Below are 21,348 nucleotides of genomic sequence, written 5' to 3' on the forward strand. Positions count from 1 at the left end.
TGACGGTGTTCATGCGCACGTTCTTCGCAACCCTTGCCATGGTGCTCGCCGCCGCCGCCAGTCCGGCGGCGGAGATCGCCATACTGCGCGATCTGCACCTGACGCCGGAGACCCGCACCAATGACGAAGCCGCGCGCATCGCGGCGGTGACGGCGCCGGCAACCGATTTCAGCCAGCCCGAGGCGTTCGAGGCCAAGCCGGCCGGTGCCGCGACCGTGCGCGCCCGCGACGACGCCGACGCCTTCTCGCTGCCCTCGGGCAACATCGGCTTCGAGGGTGAACTGACCTTCAAGGTCGGCAACGGGCTTTTCCGGAAGCTCTGGGTGTCGTCGCCCTCGTCCACGCTCGCGTCGGACGGGCTGGGGCCGGTCTACAACGCGCGGTCGTGCCAGCTTTGTCACCTGAAGGACGGGCGCGGGCATCCGCCGGAAGGACCGGAGGACAATCGCATCTCGATGTTCCTGCGGCTGTCGGTGCCGGCGGGCGATGCTCCGATGGACGAGATCGAGACCTACCTTGCGTCCATCGGCATCGACACGCCGCGCACGCGGCCTGAGCCGACCTACGGCGGCCAGCTTCAGGACCTCGCCGTCCCGGGTCACGCGGCCGAGGGACAGATGACGGTGGACTACGAGATGGTCGAGGTGGCGCTGTCCGGCGGCGAGACGGCCACGCTGCGGCGGCCGACCTATGGCGTCGAAGGGTTGGGGTATGGCGACCTGTCGCCGGAGGTGCAGCTTTCGCCCCGCGTCGCGCCTCAGATGATCGGGTTGGGACTTCTGGAGGCGGTGCCGGCAGAGGACATCCTGGCCCGTGCCGATCCGATGGACGCAGACGGCGACGGCGTCTCGGGCAGGGCACAGATCGTCTGGTCGGCCGCCCACGAGGCACCGATGCTGGGGCGCTTTGGCTGGAAGGCCGGCAATCCCACCATCGAGCAGCAGGGCGCGAGTGCGTTCCTGGGCGACATCGGCATCTCGAACCCGATGTTCGACAGCGGCGGCGGGGACTGCACCGAGGCGCAGGAGACCTGCCTCGGTGCGCCCCACGGCGACGGCGACGCGCGCGGGACCGAGATCGATGCCGAAGGTCTGGACCTCGTCACCTTCTACAGCCGGAACCTAGGCGTGCCCGCGCGCCGCGACATCGACGATCCGCAGGTCCTACGCGGCAAGGAGGTCTTCTACGACACCGGCTGCGCGTCGTGCCATGTTCCCAAGTTCGTCACGCACCGCCTGCCGGATCGCGAGCCGCAGAGCTTTCAGCTGATCTGGCCCTACAGCGACATGCTTCTGCACGACATGGGCGAGGGCCTGACCGACGGCAGGCCCGAGGGTGTCGCGACGGGGCGCGAGTGGCGGACGGCGCCTCTGTGGGGCATCGGCTTGACCGAGCAGGTCAACGGCCACACGTACTTCCTTCACGACGGGCGTGCGCGGTCGCTTCTCGAAGCCATGCTGTGGCATGGCGGAGAGGCCGAGGCGCAGCGCGAGGCCGTCGTGTCCATGCCGCCGGAAGACCGGGCGGCGCTGATCCGGTTCCTGGAGTCGCTCTGATGCGCGGACTTGTCCTGACCCTTGCCGTGACCCTTGCGCCCCTTGCCGGACATGCCGGGGTGGAGCAGGCGGTGGACGATCACATCCTGCCTGCCGTTGCTGCGTTTCAGGCCGATACGACGGCGCTTCGGTCGGCGGCCGAGGCCGACTGCACGCAGGAGGCGGTTCGACCCGCCTACCAGTCGGCCTTCGACGCCTGGATGGGAGTGGCGCACCTCCAGTTCGGGCCGCTCGAAGAGACGGGGCGCGGCCTTTCCATCGCGTTCTGGCCGGACGCTCGCGGCATGGTGCCGAAAGCGGTTGCCGGGCTCGTGGCGGAGGCGGATCCCGTCATCGACGATGCAGACGCCTTCGCGCAGGTCTCCGTCGCCGGGCGCGGGCTCTTCGCGATTGAGGCGGTGCTCTACGGCGAAAGCTACGACGCCGACGACTATGCCTGTCGCCTCGCGGTGGCCTTGTCCCGCGATCTTGCGCGCACGGGGCACGCGCTGGCGGAGGCGTGGGACGCATATGCCGAGATCCTTCGGACCGCAGGCGAGCCGGGAAACGCGGCCTACATGAGCGAGGCCGAGGCCACGCGTGAGCTCTATACGGCGCTGATGACCGGGCTCGAGTTCACCAAGGATCAGCGGCTGGGTCGGCCAATGGGCACCTTCGAGAGGCCCCGACCGACGCGCGCCGAGGCCTGGCGCTCGGGTCGGTCTCAACGTAACGTCGTGCTGTCGCTCGAGGCCTTGCGCGGTCTTGCGGCGGAGCTGGCCGAGGCGCCGGAAACGGACGCAGCTTTTGCCCGTGCCATCGCGACGGCCGAGGCGCTGGACGACCCGGTCTTCGCGGGCGTGGCCGATCCCGCGGCACGGTTCCGGCTTGAGGCGCTTCAGCAGGAGATCGCGTCCATCCAGACGGCGACCGCGACCGAGATCGGCGCGGCGCTCGGGGTGTCGCAGGGGTTCAACTCGCAGGACGGCGACTGACATGAGACGCCGCAGCTTCATGGGCGCCCTGTGTGCGGCTGGCAGCCTGCCGGCCTTCGGGTGGGCCGCGGCGGGCAGCCCGGCCTGGCTGGCGGCGGCGCGGGAGCCGGACGGGGCCTACGCCCTCTTCGGCATAGCGCGCGACGGCAGCGACCTGTTCCGCATCCCGCTTCCCGACCGGGGACACGCCGCAGCGGCGCATCCCACGGCGCCCGAGGCCGTGGCTTTCGCGCGGCGGCCCGGCACCTTCGCGCTTGTCATCGACTGTTCCCTGGGGACGGTCCTCCACCGGCTGGACGCGCCGGAGGGCCGCCATTTCTATGGCCATGGCACCTTCGTCGAAGGCGGGCGCGTTCTGGTGACCACGGAAAACGACATCGCGACGGGCGAGGGGCGGCTGGGGCTCTGGTCGCGCGACGAGGGCTATCGCAGGATCGGCGAGATCGCATCGGGCGGGGTCGGGCCGCATGATATCCTCACCTTGCCCGGCGACGTTCTGGTCATCGCGAACGGCGGCATCCTGACGGACGGCCGCGAGAAGCTGAACCTCGACACGATGCGACCCAACCTGAGCTACGCGACCGTCGCGGGCGGCGTGGACGAGACGGTCGAGCTTGCAGCCGACCTGAACCGCCTGTCGATCCGTCACCTCGCTCACCAGGATGAAACGGTTGCCTTCGCGATGCAGTGGGAGGGCGAGGAGACGGATCCCGTCCCTCTCCTCGGGCTGCACCGAAGGGGCGAGGCGCCGATGCTGGCGCGGGTCGGGCTTGCCGAGCACATGCTGATGAAGGGCTACGCGGGCAGCGTGGCCATTGCGGATGGGCTGGTCGCCATCACGTCGCCTAGGGGTGGACGGGTTCACCGCTTCGGCCTCGATGGAGTGTTCCTCGACGCGCATGACCGCGCGGACGTCTGCGGCGTCGCTCCGGGCGACAGGGGCATGGTGCTGAGCGACGGGCTGGGAGGGCTTCTGACACTTGACGCTTCTGGGCTGGCGCCGCTGTCGAAGGCCGATCGCGCCTGGGACAACCACATGGTGCGCGTGCCGGTTTGACCGGCTAGGGTCTGTGCGGACAATGCAGGAGGGCAACACCATGTTTACCCGGATCACCGCGTCGGACGGACACGAGTTTGATTGCTGGATCGAACCTGCACGGGGCGCGCGCAAGGCGGGAATCGTCGTGCTTCAGGAGATTTTCGGCGTTACCGACCAGCTGAAGGGCGTCGCCCGCATGTACGCCAGCCACGGCTACGAGGTCGCGATCCCGGCCCTGTTTGACCGGCAGGAGAGAGGCGCTGTCATCCCCTTCGGCGATGCGCCACGCGGGCGCGGGCTGATGATGGCGTGCGACCCGGACGCCGTCCTGCGAGACGCGGCGGCGGCAGCCGCGATCCTGAGAGCGAACGGCGGCAAGGTCGGCGTGATGGGCTTTTGCTGGGGCGGCGGGCTGGCGATCCGCATGGCGCAGGGCGATGACGTCGACGCGGCGGCGGCCTTCTACGGCACGCGGCTTCCGACCTACATGACGGCGCCTTTGAGGGTCCCCGTCCTTGCGCATTTCGGGGCGGAGGACAGCCATGTCCCGCCCGAGATGCTGGCGGAGGTGCAGGCCTTCTGGCCGGAGATGGAGACGCAGGTCTATGCGGGCGCGGGCCACGCTTTCGCCAACGAGGCGCGCCCGGCGGACTATGTCGCAGAGGCTGCGCAGACCGCGCACAGAAGCACGCTGGAGTTCTTTGAGCGGCATCTGGGCTGAGAGACTTTTGCCGCTTTCACGTTTGTCCCAAGGGTTTCACGGGCGCGCCCGTCCTGAAGGTGACAGGATGCAAGACCTGTGGCATTGCCGCCACTTGAGCATGCGCGTCGCGCTTAGTCTTCATGCTGTCACAAATCCGGTCAGTTGGCTGCATTAGGGTTACGGACCATGAACTCACACACCCGTCCCGTCGAGCCTCGCGACGCCGCCGGTCGCATCCGCGTTTCGCGGAACCAGCGCCGCTACGTCACGGCCGAGCTGTCGGGGGCGGGGTCCTACATGATCGGCCTTGGCCACAGGGTCGAGGGCCCTGCGGACCTGGGTGGCATTCAGCGGGCGTTTTCCGCGGTGGTGGCGCGGCACGAGGCCCTTCGGACCAGCTTCTCCCTGCGCAATGGCGAGATCGAGGGGCGCGTCGCCCCATTTCCGCGCTTTCGATTTGAGACGACCCGCAGCAATGGACGGTTCGAGGACTTCAGGTCCTGGGCCGTGCCGCTTGTCTTCCGTGACGTGGACGTGGGCGACGCGGCTTCGATGGTTCGGCTTCTGGTGGCCGTGGGAAACGATCACTGGCGCTTCACGGTCGCGATGCATCACGCCATCACCGACGGGTTTTCGCGCGGAACGGTGAACGAGGAATTGCTGAAGACGCTGGCGGGCGAAAGGCTGGCGCCGGTCGGGTCCTACTATTCCTTCGGCCCACCTCGCGCCTCGGCAAGCGACGCCGAAGCACTTGTCGACGGCTTTCCCGATCCTGCCCGCATCCCCGAAGACGGGGTTCTGTCGGAGGAAGCCGGCAGCCACCTGGGGCACTTCGTCGAGCGCAGCTTCACGCCGGGCGGAGCGGAGCTGAAACAGCTCGCGAGGGCCTGCGGCACATCCAAGTTCGGCATCCTGACCGCGCTCTATGGTTTGGGGCTTGCGGCCTTCACCGGCACACCGCGCGTATCGACCTGGTTCCAGACCGAGGGCCGGCAGGCTCTCGACGCGCCGCTCGGGGTGGTCGGGCCCTTCTCGAATACCTTGCCGCTCGATTTGTCGCACGAGGCGGGAACGCCCTTCGCGGCTCATGCCCGGGATCTGAAAGGCCGCTTCGGACGGATGGTCGAGAACGAGGCCGCGCCGCTGATGGAGACCTTGCTCGAGCGGGAGCAAGGGCCGTTCGTGTCGATCAACAAGTTTCCCTCGGCCCGACCCATGCGGGCGGGCGACCTGACGGTCGGGCCGCGCGAGTTCCTGGACCGGCGGACGGAATACGACCTGAACCTCGTGCTGACCGAAGAGGGCGAGAGGATCGTCGCGCGTGCCTTCTACGACGCGGAACACCTCTCGCAGGATCGTGCGGTCGCCTTCCTCGACCTTCAGGACAGGCTTTTCCGGGCGGCCCTGCGCGATCCGGAGGCCACCTGCGGGCAGATCCTCGCGGCGGCGCGACAGGATAGCGCCGTCGTCATTCCGCCGGTGGAGACGGCATGGCATGGGGCCGAGAGTCTGTGGGAGGTCTTCGAGAAGACTGCCGCGCGCGTCCCCGACGCGCCGGCGCTTCGGACCTCCGACGCCGACGTCACCTACGCTGCGCTGAGGCACGAGGCCGAGCGCATGGCCGCGTGCCTGCACGCAGGGGGCGTCGACCTGACCCGTCCCGTCGCCATCCATGCGACGCGCCGACCCACGATAGTGGCGGCGATGCTGGGCGTGTCCCGCGCAGGCGGCACCTTCGCCCTGATCGACGCGGCGCTGCCGGAGGATCGCGTCAGCGAGATGCTGGCGACGCTTGGCGCAAAAGCGATGATTCCGGCAGGCGGCGTCTGGGACGAGGGTTCGAGCGAGATCACGCTTGTCCGGCCGTCCGAGGCGGACGAAGCCCCGCCGCCCAGGCTGCCGTCCGGCGACCGTCCGGCCTATGCGCTTTTCACGTCGGGCACGACGGGGCGTCCGAAAGCGATCCTGCACCGGGCGCGGTCTTTGCTGCGCTTCGTGGAGTGGGAGGCTCGGGAACTCGCAATCGACGCGCCCGTGACGCTGATGCTTGCCGGGCTTTCGCACGATCCGATCATGCGCGACATCTTCCTGCCGCTGTCGACCGGGGGCTGCGTGACCATCCCCTCGGAGGACGAGATCGGCCGGCCCGAGGCTCTCGCGGCGCTGGCGCGGATGGCCGGGGTCAGCGTCCTGCACGTCACGCCCGCGACCGCGCTGCTGCTTTCCCTGTCCGGTGACGCGGGCGCCCTGGAGGGATGCCGCGCCGTCTTCTGGGGTGGCGATACCCTGCCGCCGTCGCTTGTGGGGGACTGGCGCCGGATCGCGCCTGACGCCCGGCAGTGGAACCTTTACGGTGCGACCGAGACTCCCCAGGCCGCGCTGATCGCCTTCCTGCCCGATGACCGAGAGAGGTCGCGCCGCGTGCCGGTCGGGCATCCCATGCCCTGGACCGGCGTCAGGATCGTCGATGGGGACGGTGCGCCCGTCGGTCCCGGAGAGTCGGGCGAAATCGTCATCGACCTTCCCGACCCTGTCGTCGGCGCCCGGTCGCTGAATACGGACGACGGAATGTCGCATCGGACCGGAGACCTTGGGTTCTGGCTGCCCGGACGCGGTGTCACGGCCATCGGGCGCGCCGATGCGCAGGTGAAGATCAACGGCCACCGGATCGAACCCGTCGGGATTGCCGCCGTGGCGATGCAGGTCGCGGGCATCGAGGCGGCGGAATGCCTGGTGGTCGGCGACCGCCCCGCGCTTCACCTCTTCGTCGCGGCGCGGGACGCCTCGGTCGTTCCGGCCGTTCGTGCGGCCCTCGCGCGCCAGATGCCGGCCTACATGCGGCCTGAAGGCATACACGTCCTCGCTTGCCTGCCTGTGACGAGGAACGGCAAGATCGACCGGGCGGCGCTGGCACACCACGTCCTGTCGCCGCCGACGCCTGAGAGAGGGGGCGAAGCGCCTTCGACCCCGGCTGAATGCGCCATAGCCGCGCTGTATGCCCGCACCTCGGGGCTTGCGGTGACGCGCCGCGACGTCTCGCTCGCCGACCTCGGCACCGACAGTCTTGGAACCATCGAGACGCGGATGGATCTGGAACGGAGCGGGCTGCGCCTTCCCCAGGGGTGGGAATGGATGTCGATCGCCGACCTGGGGCGGCTCTGGCCCGAAACCGTCCGCCCCACGAGGTTCGCGCCGCTCGAGGCCGCCCGGCTCGACAGCTTCATCCTGTTGCGGACCCTCGCCATCATCATGATCGTGGCGCAACACGGCAACGGGGCCGCGGTCGGCGGGGGATCGACGCTTCTGGTGGCGCTTGCGGGCTTTGCCTTCGGGCGACTGCAGCTTCCGTCGATCCTGGCGGACGGGCAGACGGGGCGGGTCTGGGCGCTGATGGCAAAGATCGCGATCCCGCTCATTCCGGTGGCCCTGGTCATCTACCTCGTCCACACGGTGGCACTTGGCCGCGACGTCGATCCGTCGGCCGTCCTGCTCTACGAGAACCTATCGCCCTTCCTGGCTCTGGCGGCGGGCGAGGATCCGACGGCGCGGCATCACATCATCTGGCTGTGGTTCCTGCACGCCTATCTTCAGTTATTCCTTGTCGTCGGTCTGGCCCTGTCCTTCAGGACGGTCAGGGAGAGGCTGAGGCGCGACCCCTGGCGCTGGATGCTCGCGGTCATCGTGGCGGCCGAGGCGGTGGCCGTCGCGACGGTGATCTGGGCCGGCGCGACACTCGACGATTTCGGGTCCGCGAGCGCGGTCCTTCGCCGCTGGCCGACGACGCTGTTTCCGCTTCTCCTGATCGGGATGCTCGCCGCCCAAGCGGACACCTGGCGTCGGGGCGTGGTCGTCGCGGGGATCATGGCGGCGCACGCCGTGGTCGTGGCCCTGATGCTCGGCGGGGACGAATATCTCTGGGTCGCGGGCCTGCTGGTCGTGCTGGCGCTGCCTGCGGTCCGGTTGCCGCGGGTCGTGTCGCTGGCCGTCGTCGCAATTTCGGCGAACGCGCTGATGATCTACCTGACGCACAAGCCGATGGAGTTCGTCCTCGAACTGACCGTAGGCCCTGTCGCGACAGTCGCCTATGTGGCCATCGCCCTCTGGGCGGGCGTTGTCGCTGGCCGGATCATGCGACCGATCCTGGACCAGCTGGGAGTGAACAGGCTCGCAAGAACACGGCTGTCTTTCTGACGTCTTGCTGGTGTGGTGGAGCGGGCTGGATCGAGCGTGTTCGTACCTGTCGCTCTCAACGTGTGCACTACACCTTCCGACATGACTATCATGGCCCGCGATGTAACCGAGGTGAGGTAACGGCGGTTGGTTAACTCAGGGAGATCGGTGCTTGGCGCGAGAGAGGTCAAACCTAGGCGACCTCGCTATTTTGCTTCAGCAGGCACCACCGCGCTGAAAGCGTCCCCGGCATGGGGATAGTGGAACTGATGACCGCGGACCTCGAAATCGCTGGGCTCGTGGGCTGCCAAGACCAGATAAATGGGCAGATCCGTTGGTTCGATCGATACGTCCACATAGCGGATGGGGTGTTCCTAATACTCCTCCGAACCCCGAACCACGAGTTCACCACCCTGGTAGACAGAAAGGATGTCGATGCGGGCCGGTGCCTTGATTTTTCAGCAGAAATTTCTAAGTTGCAGTGATGAAGATGGAAGCCCCCCTATTCCCCGGTGTTGGGGGGGTGCGAAGTGAGTTCCGTGGATTCTGGAGTATCCGACCAACTGTCCGCTACCTTCACAAGGTTAGTGTCAAGACGGCCTCTTTCTTGATTCCCTTAGGATTTTCTCGTGCTGGGTGATGCATCGTTCACATCCTGGCGTGTGAACGACCTCCTCTACGATCGTCAGAAGCCTTGGTCCTGACCGGTCAGCTGCTGGTAGTCGAGGTAGAGTTTCGTGATGCTGAGACATTGGATTTCTCTCACATATCCGGTGCAGTGGATGGTCGGCGCCTGGGAGGAGACGCCGACCGGTGCGCACCTCAGTTGAGGGTCGCGTCCTCGGCGAAGGGGCGCGACGGGTCGACGATGAACATGATCAGCTCGCGCAGATCCTCGTCTCCGGTGCTTTGGATTTCCATCGCCTGATCCGGAACGCCCGGCATCCTCGCCCCGGCATTCAGCACGTGCATTCCGTAAGGCGTGTGCTGGGTCAGTTGCCCCGACAGCACGAGAAAGGCCTCGGGGCCGGGATGGCTGTGGATGGTCGTCTTGGCGCCGACCGGCGCGGTGGCGTTGTTGATCCTCAGCAGGAAGCTGTCTGAATCGATCCGCGGAACCGGCCCGATCGCCGCGACCGGCGTACCCCCCATCTCCCCCGCCTTTCGGTCGGCCAGAGTGAAAAGCCACGCCTTGTCGTCGAATTCGGCGGCAAGAGAGTACTCGCCGGCGGCCGCCTCGGCATCGGCAACGCTGCCGAAATTCTCGACATGCCAGTACAGCTCTCCATCGGGTAGCGTGCTGACGTTTTTCTCCGCCATCTTGGTGACGACGAACTCTCCCTTGCTCTGGGCAAGGGCCGATCCTGCGGCGATGACGCCGATAGCGGTCGTGATCAGGGCAACTCTCAAAGTGCGCATTGTATCCTCCTGTCGGTCAATGGATCCGTGACACCGGCGAGAGATGCTTTGTCCTGCATGGGAAATCCGCGATACTTCGTGTGTCACACATTGCGAATCCGGCATGCATCCCCGCCGGTGTCTCGACTCGCCGATCTGTGCGAGCCATGTCAGGATTCCCAACGAGGGCCCCGGTGTCCCGAAACGAACCCGAAATCTGGACGAAATCGCCCGAACGCGTCTGGCTCGGCGCGCACTGGTTCGATCTGGACACTGGCGAGCTTCGCGAGGCGGACGGCACCTTGACCGATCTGCGCCGACAGTCCGTCGAAGTCCTCGCCTACCTTGTCCAGCGATCTGGCGATATCGTCGGAAAGGAAGACCTTGTTTCCGCGATCTGGTCCGATGTGGCGGTGACCGACGACAGCCTCGTCCAGTGTATCGGCGACATCCGTCGTGCGCTTGGGCCAGAGGGCCGCGACTGCGTCCAGACGGTCCGGCGTCGCGGGTACCGGCTGGTGCCGACTTTGCCCGCAACCATGTCCGGGGACGCACAGCGACGGAAGCGAAGGTGGCCGCTCAAGGCGGCAATCGTCTTCGGAACATTGGTCGGGCTGGTCGCCATCATCGGCTACGCCCTGACGGTCTTTCGAGCCGGACCGGATCACGCACCCATCCTTCCGGTCATCGCTGTCCTTCCCTTTTCGAATATCGATGACGATCCGGCGCAGCAGTATTTCGTGGACGGGCTGACCGAGGATATCACGACGGACCTGTCGCGCGTGTCTGGCCTCAGCATGATCTCCAGCGCCTCGACCTTCGCGCTGAGGGACGTCATGGGAACACCCGTCGAGATCGCTCATCAACTGGGCGCGGACTATGCACTTACCGGCAGCACACGCCGAGACAAGCGCCGGGTGCGCGTCACGGCCACCCTTGTCGAAGTCGCGACCGGGCAGAGCATCTGGGCGGACCGCTATGACCGCGACATCGGTGGCATCTTCGATCTGCAGGACGATGTCAGCCGGGCCGTGGTGTCATCCCTTGCGATCCGTTTGACGAACGATGAACAGGCGCGGTTCGAACGTCGGGAAGTGGTCAACTCCGACGCCTACGACCTTCTGCTGCGCGGTCTCCGGCCGCTGCGAACCTTCACGGACAGCGGCATCCTGGAGGCCCGAGACTATTTCCGCCGCGCCATCGACGTCGACCCGCGCTATGCCAGAGCGCACGCGAACCTGGCGCTGACCTACGCCACGTCGATTCTGTTCCGCCTGGGAGAGAACACTGACCGTCAGGACTTGGCGTTGAGCGAAGCAGAACTGGCGGTCGCGCTGGATCCTCGACTGCCGCAGGCGCAGTTCGCGCTGGCCGTGGTCTTGCTGTCCCGCCACCGCCACGATGCGGCGATCTCCGCCGCCCGGGAAGCGATCAGGTTGGAGCCGAGCAGTGCCGACGGCTACGCAGTCCTGGCGCAGACCTTGGCCTATGGCGGCGACAAGGAGGAGGCCCTGGCCGCCATTCGCACCGCGAAAAGGCTCAGCCCTCGATACACCTTCGCCTACCTGTGGGTGGAGGGACACATCCTGTTCCAGCTGCGCCGATACGACGAGGCCCGCGCGATCCTGGAAGACGTGGTCGCAAGGAACCCCGAAATGCTGCTCGGCAAGCTGACCCTGGCGGCGACCTACGGTCATCTCGGTCTTGCGGACGAGGCAGACTGGCTCGCCATGGAAATCCTCACGCTTTCTCCCGATCTGTCGGCGTTCGACGAGGGCAACGCGCTCCCGTTCCGAAGCAACGAGGACCGGGCGAACTACGTCGAGGGACTTCTTCTCGCCGGCATCACCGAGTAGTCAGCCAGGCTCGGAATGCCACTGCCGAAGCCGCCCAGCCCGTATGGAGCCAGGCCCCTAAGGGGGCCCGCAGGGCGTGCGTGAATTGAACAGGCGGCATGACCAACATTGGGGTTCGCTAAACCAAAATCCCACGCACTCAGCGTCCTGCCGAGTTTGTTGGAGCGGTCATCGATGTGTTCGATCGTCATCTTGAAGCGGTCGGAATCGAACACCGCAGCAAAGGCCTTACGAGCGACGAGGTTCGAAATCACTTGGGAAGCGATCTTCAGGTTCTCGGATTCGATGTCGAGGCAGGGATGCGGGCAGATCAGCATAAAATGAGGCCGGTGTTCTTCGGTGAGAACTCGAAACCAAGCCTGCAGTACGAGATCGATGCGTGGCATCCCGGCTGGGCCCCCGACTTGGAGATCGAAGCTGGGCGCGCCTGGATGGGCAATGAGGTGTATCGCGACCGGATCCAAGCGCTGGTCATGGTGGAACTGAACTATCTCTTCTTGGCGGTTCCGCTTGGCTATCGATACAAGAGCGGTGGCAGGAACACAGTGAGCCGTGACTATGCCAATGCAGTGTGGGTGTGTGACGCCCTTTACGGGCACTCAAGGATCACCATGCACTACTCGCTGTGCGTCATCGGCTACTGACGACGCGGGGCGTAGCTCAGGGGTAGAGCATATTCTGCCGAAGCTTGCTTCGTGCACCTTTGCCAAGCAGGGAACCCTCGCAGACGCACTCACCTCAATTGTGAACGTTCACACGAAAACGCGTGTTGCGATTGATCCAAGTCCCCCGGAGGGCTAACCTAGACCATTGTATGGCTTTGAAAATTTGGAGCGGGCGATGAGATTCGAACTCACGACCCTAACCTTGGCAAGGTTATGCTCTACCCCTGAGCTACGCCCGCGTCCGTGGCGGGAGATATAAACTCCGGGCACGCGCTGCAAGCGAAAAAGCCGGCGTGGTCCCAGATTTTCGGCGGCTTACCAATCTGCAGGGGCGGGACTGTCGGAGAGGATCGCGGCGATGCGCGCGGCCTGATCGGGCGCCATCGCGTTCAGGACGAGGCGTGTGGTGAAGTTGCCGTACATCCGCCCGTCCGCGCCCGTGAAGGACCAGTCGCGCACATCCTCGGCATTAAAGCGCACCAGGTCGCCCTGGCGTATGCGCAGCGCCGGGGCGGGCGCCGCTGCCAGCGTTCCCATCAGGAGGTCCCCGCGCCGAGCGAAGGGCGTGATCCAGACGATGCTGCCCGCGCCTGTGCGTTCGTCGCGAAGGGCGACCTTGAGGGCCGCGCCATTGCGCGCGATCCCGCGGTCGTCGAGGACCGCTTCGAAGAAGCGGTCGAGATGCGCGCGGGCCTGAAGCTGGGCGAGCGTGATGTCGAGGGCACTGGAGGACCGCGTCTCCGGTCCGGTCGCGCCCCCTGTGCGAGCGGCCGCGGCGCCGAGGTCCGGCAACGCGTTGGCCGCGACGAAAGCGGCGGCGAGGATGGCAAGGCCGGCGAGGCGGCCGCGACGTTTCCAGCTCAAGTCCATGACCGGAGCATTCCGTCGGATTGTGGCGTGAGAACCGCGGAACTTGGGCATTCCTGCGGTCTAGCCGCAGGCGGTTACCGAAAGGTTAACGCGTGTCGCCGATCCTCGGCCGTGCGGTCTACTCCAGTTCCACCAATAGGTCCTTCGCGTCGATCTGGGCGCCCGGCGAGACATGGATGGCCTTCACACGAGCGTCGCGGTCGGCATGAAGGCCGGTTTCCATCTTCATCGCCTCGATGGTCAACATCAGGTCGCCCGCCTTCACCTCTCCGCCGGCCTGGATCGCGACCGAGGCGACGACACCGGGCATCGGCGCACCGATGTGGTTCTCGTTGCCGGGCTCGGCTTTGGGGCGCAGCGCGGCGGCCTTGCCGGAGGAGCGGTCGGCGATGCGCACGGTGCGTGGCTGGCCGTTCAGCTCGAAGAAGACCTTCGCCTCGCCCTCGGCATTGGTCTCGGCGATGGCCTGGCAGCGGATTTCGAGCGTGACGCCGGCGTCGATCTCGGCCGAGATTTCCTCGCCCGGTTCCATGCCGTAGAAGAACGTCCGCGTCGGCAGCGCGCGGACGGGGCCGTAGATGGCGTGACGTTCCAGATAGTCGGTGAAGACCTTGGGATACATCATGTATCCGTTCAGATCCTCATCATCGATCTTCATCTCGAAGCGTTCGGACAGCGCCTTGCGCTCGGCCTCCATGTCGGCGGGCTTGAGGAGCGAGCCGGGACGGACGTCTATCGGCTTTTCGTCCTTCAGGACCTTCTTGACGACGTCCGGGGGAAACCCGCCGTGGGCCTGACCGACGTAGCCTTCCATCAAGGTGATGACGCTGTCGGGGAAGGAGAAGTCGGTGTCCTTCTCCATCAGGTCCTTCGTGGACAGGCCCTGGCTTACGAGCATCAGCGCCAGGTCGCCCACGGTCTTGGCGATGGGCGTGACCTTGATGACGTCGCCGAAGAGCCGGTTCACGTCGGCATAGGTCTCGGCCACCTCGTGCCAGCGGTCCTCGAGCCCCATCGAGCGGGCCTGTGCCTTGAGGTTGGTGAATTGCCCGCCCGGCATCTCGTGCAGGTAGACCTCGGAGGAGGGGGACTGCATCCCCGACTCGAAGGCCGCGTAGTGGTCGCGCACGCTTTCCCAGTAGTTCGAGATCCGCCGGATCGCGCCGATGTCGAGCCCGGTTTCGCGATCGGTGTGCTTCAGCGCCTCGACCAGCGTTCCGATCGTGGCCTGGGACGTGTTGCCCGAGAGCGAGTCCATCGCGCAGTCGACGGCGTCCACGCCCGCGTCCGACGCGGCGAGGATCGAGGCGAGCGCTATGCCAGCCGTGTCGTGGGTGTGGAAGTGGATCGGCAGGCCCACCTCCTCCTTCAGCGCCTTGACGAGCGCCGTCGCAGCGCGAGGCTTCACGAGGCCGCCCATGTCCTTGAGTCCGAGGATGTGGGTGCCGGCCGCCTTCAGCTCTTTTCCCATGTCGACGTAGTACTTCAGGTCGTACTTCGCGCGGTCGGGGTCGTGGATGTCGCCGGTATAGCAGATGGCGCCCTCCAGCAGCTTGCCGGCGTCGAGCACGGCGTCCATCGAGACGCGCATGTTCTCGACCCAGTTCAGCGGATCGAAGACACGGAAGAGGTCGATGCCGGTTTCTGCAGCCTGCTTCACGAAGGACTGCACGACGTTGTCGGGATAGTTCGTGTAGCCGACGCCGTTCGAGCCGCGCAAAAGCATCTGCGTCATCATGTTCGGCATCCGCGCGCGCAGGTCGCGCAGGCGCTGCCACGGACACTCCTGGAGGAAGCGGTAGGCCACGTCGAAGGTCGCCCCGCCCCAGCATTCGACGCTGAAAAGTTGCGACAGGTCGTGGGCGTAGTTGGGCGCGATCTTGATCATGTCGACTGACCGCATCCGAGTCGCCAGAAGCGATTGAGGCGCATCGCGCATCGTGGTGTCGGTGACAAGAAGACGCGTTTGTTCGGACATCCACCGCGCGACGGCTTCGGGGCCCTCCCTGTCGAGGATCGCCTTGGGACCCGGCTCGGGCGACTTGGTGCCGATTTCGGGCGCGACGGGAAGCTTGAGCCCTTCGCGCGGCAGGGGCCGGCCCGCGACGTCCGGGTGCCCGTTGATAGTCACGTCGGCGATGTAGTTCAGGATGCGCGTCGCCCGGTCGCGGCGGGGGCGGAAGTCGAACAGCTCGGGCGTCTGGTCGATGAATTTCGTGTGGTATTCGTTGTTCAGGAATTGCGGGTGCTTCAGCAGGTTCTCGACGAAGGCGATGTTGGTCGCGACACCCCGGATCCGAAATTCGCGCAGGGCGCGGTCCATCCGCGCAATGGCGGCCTCAGGCGTGGGAGCCCAGGCGGTGACCTTCTCGAGAAGCGAGTCGTAGTAACGCGTGATGACCGCGCCCGAATAAGCCGTGCCGCCGTCGAGCCGGATGCCCATGCCGGTCGCACCGCGATAGGCGGTGATGCGGCCATAGTCCGGGATGAAGTTGTTCGAAGGATCCTCGGTGGTGATCCGGCACTGGATGGCATGGCCGTCGAGTTGGACGTCGTACTGCGACGCGACGCCCGTTGCTTCGACCAGCGACTTGCCCTCCGCGATGAGGATCTGCGCGCGGACGATGTCGATGCCCGTCACCTCCTCGGTGACAGTATGCTCGACCTGGATGCGGGGGTTCACCTCGATGAAGAAGAACTCGCCCGTGTCCATGTCCATCAGGAACTCGATGGTGCCGGCGCATTCGTAGTCGACGGCCTCCGCGATCTTCTTGCCCAGGCCGCAGATCTTTTCGCGCTGCGCGGACGAGAGATAGGGGGCGGGCGCGCGTTCCACGACCTTCTGGTTCCGGCGCTGGACCGAGCAGTCGCGCTCCCAGAGGTGATAGATGTTGCCCTGGTTATCGCCCAGGATCTGAACCTCGACGTGGCGGGCGCGGAGGATCATCTTCTCGAGATAGCCCTCGCCGTTGCCGAAGGCCGCCTCGGCTTCGCGTCGGCCTTCGCGGACTTTCTCCTCCAGTTCCTCGGGCTTCAGGATCGGCCGCATCCCGCGACCGCCGCCGCCCCAGGAGGCCTTGAGCATCATCGGATAGCCGATGGCTTCGGCTTCCTTGCGGATGGCCTTCATGTCGTCGCCGAGGACCTCGGTCGCCGGGATGACGGGAACGCCCGCCTTGATCGCCACCTTCCGCGCGCTGGCCTTGTCGCCGAGGGCGCGCATCGTGTCGGCCTTGGGGCCGATGAAGGCGATGCCGGCGGCGTCGCAGGCGGCGACCAAGGCCGGGTTCTCGGAGAGAAGGCCATAGCCCGGATGGATCGCATCGGCGCCGCAGTCCTTCGCGACGCGGATGATCTCGTCTATGGAGAGGTAGGCGGCCACCGGCCCCAGGCCCTTGCCGATCTGATAGGCCTCGTCCGACTTGAAGCGGTGGAGCGACAGCTTGTCCTCTTCGGCGTAGACCGCGACGGTGCGCTTCCCGAGTTCATTCGCCGCGCGCATGACGCGAATGGCGATCTCTCCCCGGTTGGCGATCAGGATCTTCTTGAATTCGGCCATCGTCACGCCTCCGTTTCGCACCCGCAGCAAATTCGTAGCGGGCGCAGCATCGGGGAGCAAGTACCGTCGCCGGCGGTGTCTAGGGCGTCGGACCTGTCGCGAAGGGATCGGGGTCGACAAGCCGCGCGCTCAGGTCGCTCAGGTCGCGGGCGCCGATTTGCGCCATGCAGGACCTCATGTCGTCCGAGAGAATGTGGATCAGGTGCGGCGGTCCCGCCTCGCCAAGTGCTCCGACCGAATAGTGGAACGCCCGCCCCAGCATCACGAAGTCCGCTCCGAGCGCCAGCGCGCGCAGGATGTCGAGGCCGCCGGTGACGCCGGAGTCGAAGACGATCGGGATATCGGGAAGCGCTGCACGGATCGCGGGCAGACACTCGATCGACGCCGGTCCGCCGTCGAACTGGCGGCCCGTGTGGTTCGAAACCCAGATCCCGTCCACGCCTTGGGCGACAAGACGGATGGCGTCGGCCGGGCGCTGGATGCCCTTGACCAGGATCGGGCCATCCCAGATCGCGCGGATCTCGTCGATGGACTCCCAGGCGGGCTGTCCCCGGATGACGTGGCCAGCGTGTGCGACCGAGCTGTAGTCTTCCGACTGCGCCGCATAGTCCTCGCAGAGCTTCAAGCTGGGGATGCCTTCCTTCAGGGTGCCGACGGTCCAGGACGGATGCATCGCCATCGACCACAGCATCCGCGGCGAGACCTTGGGCGGGATGGTCAGGTTCGCGCGCCGCTGACGCTCGCGCCGGCTGTCGTTCGGCACGTCCACGGTGACGATCAGCGTGTGGAAGCCCGCGTCCTTGGCCCGGCGCAGCATGTCGCCGCGAAACTCGGGGTTCTTCGGCATGTAGAGCTGGAACCAGCCCTGGTTGCCGATGGTGGGGGCAAGCTGCTCGGGCACCACGGTCGCGACGGTGGACATGCAATAGGGGATGCCCGCCTCGGCGCAGGCGGCCGACAGGATCTTCTCGGCGCGCGGCCACATGATGCCGGACATGCCGACCGGGGCGCAGCCGAAGGGCAAGGGGTAGTCGCGCCCGAGGAACGACGTCGAGAGGTCATGCGTCATCGCTCCTTCCAGCACCGTGGGCCAGAACCGCACGCGCTTGAACGCGGCCTGGTTGCGGCGGTGCTGATCCTCGACGCCCGTGGCGCTGTCGAGGTACTCGAAGACGAAATGCGGAACCCGGCGGCGGGCGCGCGCGCGAAGGTCCGAAACGGCCGGAAAGCGTGTGTCGAGGGTCATGACGCGGTGTTAGGCGAAATTGGCGGGGAGGGGAAAGGGGGTTCTGACGTTCGCGGCATCCTTCACGTCGCTTGTTGGGGCCCAGCGTGTCGTGGCGTGAAATCGCGGCGGTGCTTCATATCGGGACGGCCCATCTCGTGCTAGGCTGGGACATTGTCTTTTGAGAGGTTGATATGTCGATTTTCCTTCGATCCGCTGCGACAGCCGCCATTGTCCTGAGCGCCAGCACCGCAGACGCCGCCACGTTCCTCTACAGCGCAAGTGTCGACAGCCTGACCCAGAGCGGCACCTCGCCCGGCGATCCGGTCGTGGCGCCTGTCGGCACACCCGGGACCGTCACGCTGTCCATCGACGACAGCGATCCGCTTGCGCCGCTGTTCGACCCCGGCCCGATCTCGGGTGTATTCACGGCAAGCGTGTCCGTTCCTGGATATTTCTCGGGCGAGGCGGTCTTTGTCGATTTCCTGTCGAGCTTCACTGCGACGGCCGACTATCTGCAGTTCACGACCCACGGCGACACCTCATATGTCGATATAGGCTCGTTCCCCATCACGGTGCCGGACGGCTATCACAGCTTCCGCGTCGACTACGGCGCACCTCTCGTCGCCGCGCCGGTCACCGTCGGCGATGTCGTGGCGGCGCTGTCGGCCCCCGGTGCGAGCGGTTTCTTCCGGCACGAGATCGTGCTGGTGGACGAGGAAAACGACCGGATCGCCACGGGGCAGACGACTGTCGCGTTCTCGGACGAAGACATGCCCGAGGTGCCCTTGCCGGCCGCTGGCTGGATGCTTATTGCGGGTCTGCTCGCCCTGCCTGCGGTCGCAAGGCGACGATAGGCTACGCAGGACACCGGCCCCCACCTGAACGCTTTCGAAGCGGCATCGGCGAAAAGGCGGAACAAACAGGAAACGTCTCTTTAACCTCTTTCGGTCTCGGGCTATGTTCGGGGGATGACTTGGGGCGAGGAATCTGACTTCCCGGACCGGATGCCGTTGTCGCAGCAAGCGCTGGCGGCGCGCGGTGTGCCGTATCTCGACGACCTGAACCCCGCACAGCGCGAGGCGGTCGAGGCGCTGGACGGGCCGGTTCTGATGCTTGCAGGCGCGGGCACAGGCAAGACGAAGGCGCTGACGACGCGGATCGCGCATCTGCTGAACACGGGGCGCGCGAGACCGAACGAGATTCTTGCCGTGACCTTCACCAACAAGGCCGCGCGCGAGATGAAGGAGCGCGTGGCGCGCCTTCTGGGCCAGACGGTCGAAGGGATGCCCTGGATGGGCACCTTTCACTCGATCTGCGTCAAGCTCCTTCGCCGCCATGCCGAACTGGTCGGACTGAAGACCAATTTCACCATCCTCGACACCGATGACCAGGTGCGGCTTCTGAAGCAGCTCGTCGTCGCCGCCGACATCGACGAGAAACGCTGGCCCGCACGGCAGCTGGCGCATCTGATCGACAACTGGAAAAACCGAGCGTGGACCCCGGACAAGGTGCCTGCGGCAGAGGGCTCGGCCTTCAACCATCGCGGCGTCGAGCTTTACGCGGCTTATCAGGATCGGCTGAAGACGCTGAACGCCGTGGATTTCGGCGACCTTCTCCTGCACGTCGTGACGATCTTCCAGACCCACGAGGACGTCCTCGCGCAGTATCAGCGCTGGTTTCGGTTCATCCTCGTCGACGAGTACCAGGACACCAACGTCGCGCAGTATCTCTGGCTGCGGCTTCTCGCGCAGAGGCACCGCAACATCTGCTGCGTGGGCGACGACGACCAGTCGATCTACGGCTGGCGCGGCGCCGAGGTGGGCAACATCCTGCGGTTCGAAAAGGATTTTCCCGGCGCCAAGGTCGTGCGGCTGGAGCAGAACTATCGCTCGACGCCGCATATCCTGGCCGCTGCATCGGGCGTGATCGCGGCGAACCGGGACCGTCTGGGCAAGACGCTTTTCACCGACGCGACCGAGGGCGAAAAGGTGCGCCTGATCGGCCATTGGGACGGCGAGGAAGAGGCTCGCTGGATCGGCGAGGAGATCGAGTCGGCGCAGCAGGGCACACGCGGGATGCGGCCGTTCGCGCTGAACGACATGGCCATCCTCGTGCGCGCCTCGCACCAGATGCGGGCCTTCGAGGACCGCTTCCTGACCATCGGTCTGCCCTACCGCGTCATCGGCGGACCGCGCTTCTACGAGCGGCTCGAGATCCGGGACGCGATGGCCTATTTTCGCGTCTCCGTCAGCCCCGACGACGACCTGGCGTTCGAGCGGATCGTCAACACGCCGAAGCGGGGCCTCGGCGACAAGGCGCAGCAAAAGATGCAGCGCGCGGCGCGGGACAATGGCGTGTCGCTGGTCGAGGGGGCGAAGATCCTGCTGGACGAGGGCGGGCTGACCGGCAAGGGCGCGGCGGAGCTGAAGGCGCTTCTGGGCGGCATCGGGCGCTGGCACGGCCGCGCGCTGGACGCGCGGCAGAACCACGTCGAGCTGGCGCAGCAGATCCTCGAGGAGTCGGGCTACACCGAGATGTGGCAGAACGACAAGACGCCCGAGGCACCGGGCCGTCTCGAGAATCTCAAGGAGCTGGTCAAGGCCTTGGAGCAGTTCGAGAATCTGCAAGGGTTCCTCGAGCACGTCGCCCTCATCATGGACAACAGCTCGGAGGAATCCGAGGACAAGGTGTCGATCATGACGCTTCATGCCGCCAAGGGGTTGGAGTTTCCCGTCGTCTTCCTGCCGGGGTGGGAGGACGGGCTTTTTCCGTCGCAGCGGTCGATGGACGAAAGCGGCGTGAAGGGGCTCGAGGAGGAGCGGCGGCTGGCCTATGTCGGGCTGACGCGCGCCGAGGAACTGGCGACGGTCAGCTTCGCGGGCAACCGGCTGGTGTTCGGCCAGTGGAACTCGTCGCTGCCCTCGCGCTTCATCGACGAGCTGCCGCCCGAGCATATCGAAGTGCTGACGCCGCCCGGACTTTACGGCGGCCAGCAGCAGGTGGAATCGGATCTCGTGAACCGCGCCAGCCGTGCGGACGTCTATAATTCTCCGGGCTGGAAGCGGCTGCAGAGCCGGTCGCAGACCCGTGGCATGGCGCAGCCGCGCGAGGCGCGGGACATGGTCATCGACGCCACGGCCCTGTCCTCCTTCGTCGAGGGCGACCGCGTCTTCCACCAGAAGTTCGGCTATGGCGAGGTCATCGCCATCGAGGGCGACAAGCTGGACATCTCGTTCGACAAGGCGGGCTTCAAGAAGGTCGTAGCCCGCTTCGTGACGGCGGCCGAAGCGGCGGGCGACGTGCCGTTCTGAGAGGTCGGCAGAGCGTCGG

At 66.2% G+C, this 21,348-nt stretch carries 15 protein-coding genes and 1 tRNA gene; 10 read left to right on the top strand and 6 right to left on the bottom strand.

The features are described 5' to 3' along the window. Positions 1 to 11: 11 nt before the first annotated feature. The 6 genes from C8D95_RS02900 (at position 12) to C8D95_RS02925 (ending at position 8,927) form a co-directional block, all read left to right on the top strand. Positions 12 to 1,556: a di-heme oxidoreductase family protein gene (locus C8D95_RS02900; RefSeq protein WP_420902655.1), complete on the top strand. Its 1,545-nt coding sequence runs from the start codon at positions 12 to 14 to the stop codon at positions 1,554 to 1,556. After that, positions 1,556 to 2,530, top strand: a complete 975-nt coding sequence (locus C8D95_RS02905) for an imelysin family protein (RefSeq protein ID WP_109757615.1) — start codon at positions 1,556 to 1,558, stop codon at positions 2,528 to 2,530. The genes C8D95_RS02900 and C8D95_RS02905 overlap by 1 nt, the downstream gene beginning before the upstream one ends. A gap of 1 nt (position 2,531) precedes the next feature. Further along, positions 2,532 to 3,587, top strand: coding sequence for a DUF1513 domain-containing protein (locus C8D95_RS02910; protein ID WP_109757616.1), 1,056 nt, complete (start codon positions 2,532 to 2,534; stop codon positions 3,585 to 3,587). Between the two features lie 40 nt (positions 3,588 to 3,627). Next, positions 3,628 to 4,290, top strand: a complete 663-nt coding sequence (locus C8D95_RS02915; protein ID WP_109757962.1) for a dienelactone hydrolase family protein — start codon at positions 3,628 to 3,630, stop codon at positions 4,288 to 4,290. A gap of 168 nt (positions 4,291 to 4,458) precedes the next feature. Further along, complete coding sequence (locus C8D95_RS02920; protein ID WP_109757617.1) at positions 4,459 to 8,463, top strand: AMP-binding protein; 4,005 nt, start codon at positions 4,459 to 4,461, stop codon at positions 8,461 to 8,463. A 248-nt stretch (positions 8,464 to 8,711) separates the two neighbouring features. After that, positions 8,712 to 8,927, top strand: coding sequence for a hypothetical protein (locus C8D95_RS02925; protein ID WP_126918490.1), 216 nt, complete (start codon positions 8,712 to 8,714; stop codon positions 8,925 to 8,927). A 337-nt stretch (positions 8,928 to 9,264) separates the two neighbouring features. On the opposite strand, the gene C8D95_RS02930 is transcribed toward C8D95_RS02925, so the two are convergent. After that, positions 9,265 to 9,861 carry a cupin domain-containing protein gene (locus tag C8D95_RS02930; protein ID WP_109757619.1) on the bottom strand — a complete coding sequence of 199 codons (597 nt, stop codon included), beginning with the start codon at positions 9,859 to 9,861 and terminating at the stop codon, positions 9,265 to 9,267. A gap of 173 nt (positions 9,862 to 10,034) precedes the next feature. Here C8D95_RS02930 and C8D95_RS02935 point away from each other — a divergent pair, with 173 nt between their 5' ends. Continuing rightward, the gene (locus C8D95_RS02935) at positions 10,035 to 11,696 is read left to right on the top strand and encodes a winged helix-turn-helix domain-containing tetratricopeptide repeat protein (RefSeq protein WP_164721565.1); all 1,662 of its coding nucleotides are present in this window, start codon (positions 10,035 to 10,037) and stop codon (positions 11,694 to 11,696) included. On the opposite strand, the gene C8D95_RS21670 is transcribed toward C8D95_RS02935, so the two are convergent. Beyond that, a complete protein-coding gene (locus C8D95_RS21670) occupies positions 11,657 to 12,013 on the bottom strand; it encodes a hypothetical protein (RefSeq protein WP_146202976.1) in 357 nt (118 codons plus the stop codon). The two genes, C8D95_RS02935 and C8D95_RS21670, sit on opposite strands and share 40 nt — an antisense overlap. A gap of 3 nt (positions 12,014 to 12,016) precedes the next feature. On the opposite strand from C8D95_RS21670, the gene C8D95_RS02940 reads away from it, so the two are divergent. Then, on the top strand, positions 12,017 to 12,340 hold the full coding sequence (locus C8D95_RS02940; RefSeq protein ID WP_146202977.1) for a hypothetical protein: 324 nt from the start codon (positions 12,017 to 12,019) through the stop codon (positions 12,338 to 12,340). Positions 12,341 to 12,525: 185 nt separating this feature from the next. Here the strand turns inward: C8D95_RS02940 and C8D95_RS02945 are convergent. From C8D95_RS02945 to C8D95_RS02960, 4 genes are all read right to left on the bottom strand, one after another. Beyond that, positions 12,526 to 12,600 (bottom strand) — tRNA-Gly (locus C8D95_RS02945). 76 nt (positions 12,601 to 12,676) lie between these two features. Then, positions 12,677 to 13,225, bottom strand: coding sequence for a DUF2314 domain-containing protein (locus tag C8D95_RS02950; RefSeq protein ID WP_170121466.1), 549 nt, complete (start codon positions 13,223 to 13,225; stop codon positions 12,677 to 12,679). A gap of 124 nt (positions 13,226 to 13,349) precedes the next feature. After that, positions 13,350 to 16,790 (bottom strand): pyruvate carboxylase, encoded by a 3,441-nt coding sequence (locus C8D95_RS02955; RefSeq protein WP_109757623.1) that lies wholly within the window; start codon positions 16,788 to 16,790, stop codon positions 13,350 to 13,352. 79 nt (positions 16,791 to 16,869) lie between these two features. Beyond that, the gene (locus tag C8D95_RS02960; protein WP_109757624.1) at positions 16,870 to 18,036 is read right to left on the bottom strand and encodes an alpha-hydroxy acid oxidase; all 1,167 of its coding nucleotides are present in this window, start codon (positions 18,034 to 18,036) and stop codon (positions 16,870 to 16,872) included. Between the two features lie 173 nt (positions 18,037 to 18,209). Between C8D95_RS02960 and C8D95_RS02965 the strand changes: the two genes are divergently transcribed. Further along, on the top strand, positions 18,210 to 18,872 hold the full coding sequence (locus C8D95_RS02965; protein WP_109757625.1) for a VPLPA-CTERM sorting domain-containing protein: 663 nt from the start codon (positions 18,210 to 18,212) through the stop codon (positions 18,870 to 18,872). A 114-nt stretch (positions 18,873 to 18,986) separates the two neighbouring features. Then, on the top strand, positions 18,987 to 21,329 hold the full coding sequence (locus tag C8D95_RS02970) for an ATP-dependent helicase (protein ID WP_109757626.1): 2,343 nt from the start codon (positions 18,987 to 18,989) through the stop codon (positions 21,327 to 21,329). The last annotated feature ends 19 nt before the right edge of the window (positions 21,330 to 21,348 follow it).

This window comes from Silicimonas algicola (assembly GCF_003148765.1).
Taxonomy (GTDB): Bacteria; Pseudomonadota; Alphaproteobacteria; order Rhodobacterales; family Rhodobacteraceae; genus Silicimonas; species Silicimonas algicola.

Bases quoted from the DNA above. Each gene is read 5' to 3' on its own strand.
- C8D95_RS02900 (WP_420902655.1), top strand. From the start codon at position 12: ATGCGCACGTTCTTCGCAACCCTTGCCATGGTGCTCGCCGCCGCCGCC.
- C8D95_RS02905 (WP_109757615.1), top strand. From the start codon at position 1,556: ATGCGCGGACTTGTCCTGACCCTTGCCGTGACCCTTGCGCCCCTTGCC.
- C8D95_RS02910 (WP_109757616.1), top strand. From the start codon at position 2,532: ATGAGACGCCGCAGCTTCATGGGCGCCCTGTGTGCGGCTGGCAGCCTG.
- C8D95_RS02915 (WP_109757962.1), top strand. From the start codon at position 3,628: ATGTTTACCCGGATCACCGCGTCGGACGGACACGAGTTTGATTGCTGG.
- C8D95_RS02920 (WP_109757617.1), top strand. From the start codon at position 4,459: ATGAACTCACACACCCGTCCCGTCGAGCCTCGCGACGCCGCCGGTCGC.
- C8D95_RS02925 (WP_126918490.1), top strand. From the start codon at position 8,712: ATGACCGCGGACCTCGAAATCGCTGGGCTCGTGGGCTGCCAAGACCAG.
- C8D95_RS02930 (WP_109757619.1), bottom strand. From the start codon at position 9,861: ATGCGCACTTTGAGAGTTGCCCTGATCACGACCGCTATCGGCGTCATC.
- C8D95_RS21670 (WP_146202976.1), bottom strand. From the start codon at position 12,013: ATGCTGATCTGCCCGCATCCCTGCCTCGACATCGAATCCGAGAACCTG.
- C8D95_RS02940 (WP_146202977.1), top strand. From the start codon at position 12,017: ATGAGGCCGGTGTTCTTCGGTGAGAACTCGAAACCAAGCCTGCAGTAC.
- C8D95_RS02955 (WP_109757623.1), bottom strand. From the start codon at position 16,790: ATGGCCGAATTCAAGAAGATCCTGATCGCCAACCGGGGAGAGATCGCC.
- C8D95_RS02960 (WP_109757624.1), bottom strand. From the start codon at position 18,036: ATGACCCTCGACACACGCTTTCCGGCCGTTTCGGACCTTCGCGCGCGC.
- C8D95_RS02965 (WP_109757625.1), top strand. From the start codon at position 18,210: ATGTCGATTTTCCTTCGATCCGCTGCGACAGCCGCCATTGTCCTGAGC.
- C8D95_RS02970 (WP_109757626.1), top strand. From the start codon at position 18,987: ATGACTTGGGGCGAGGAATCTGACTTCCCGGACCGGATGCCGTTGTCG.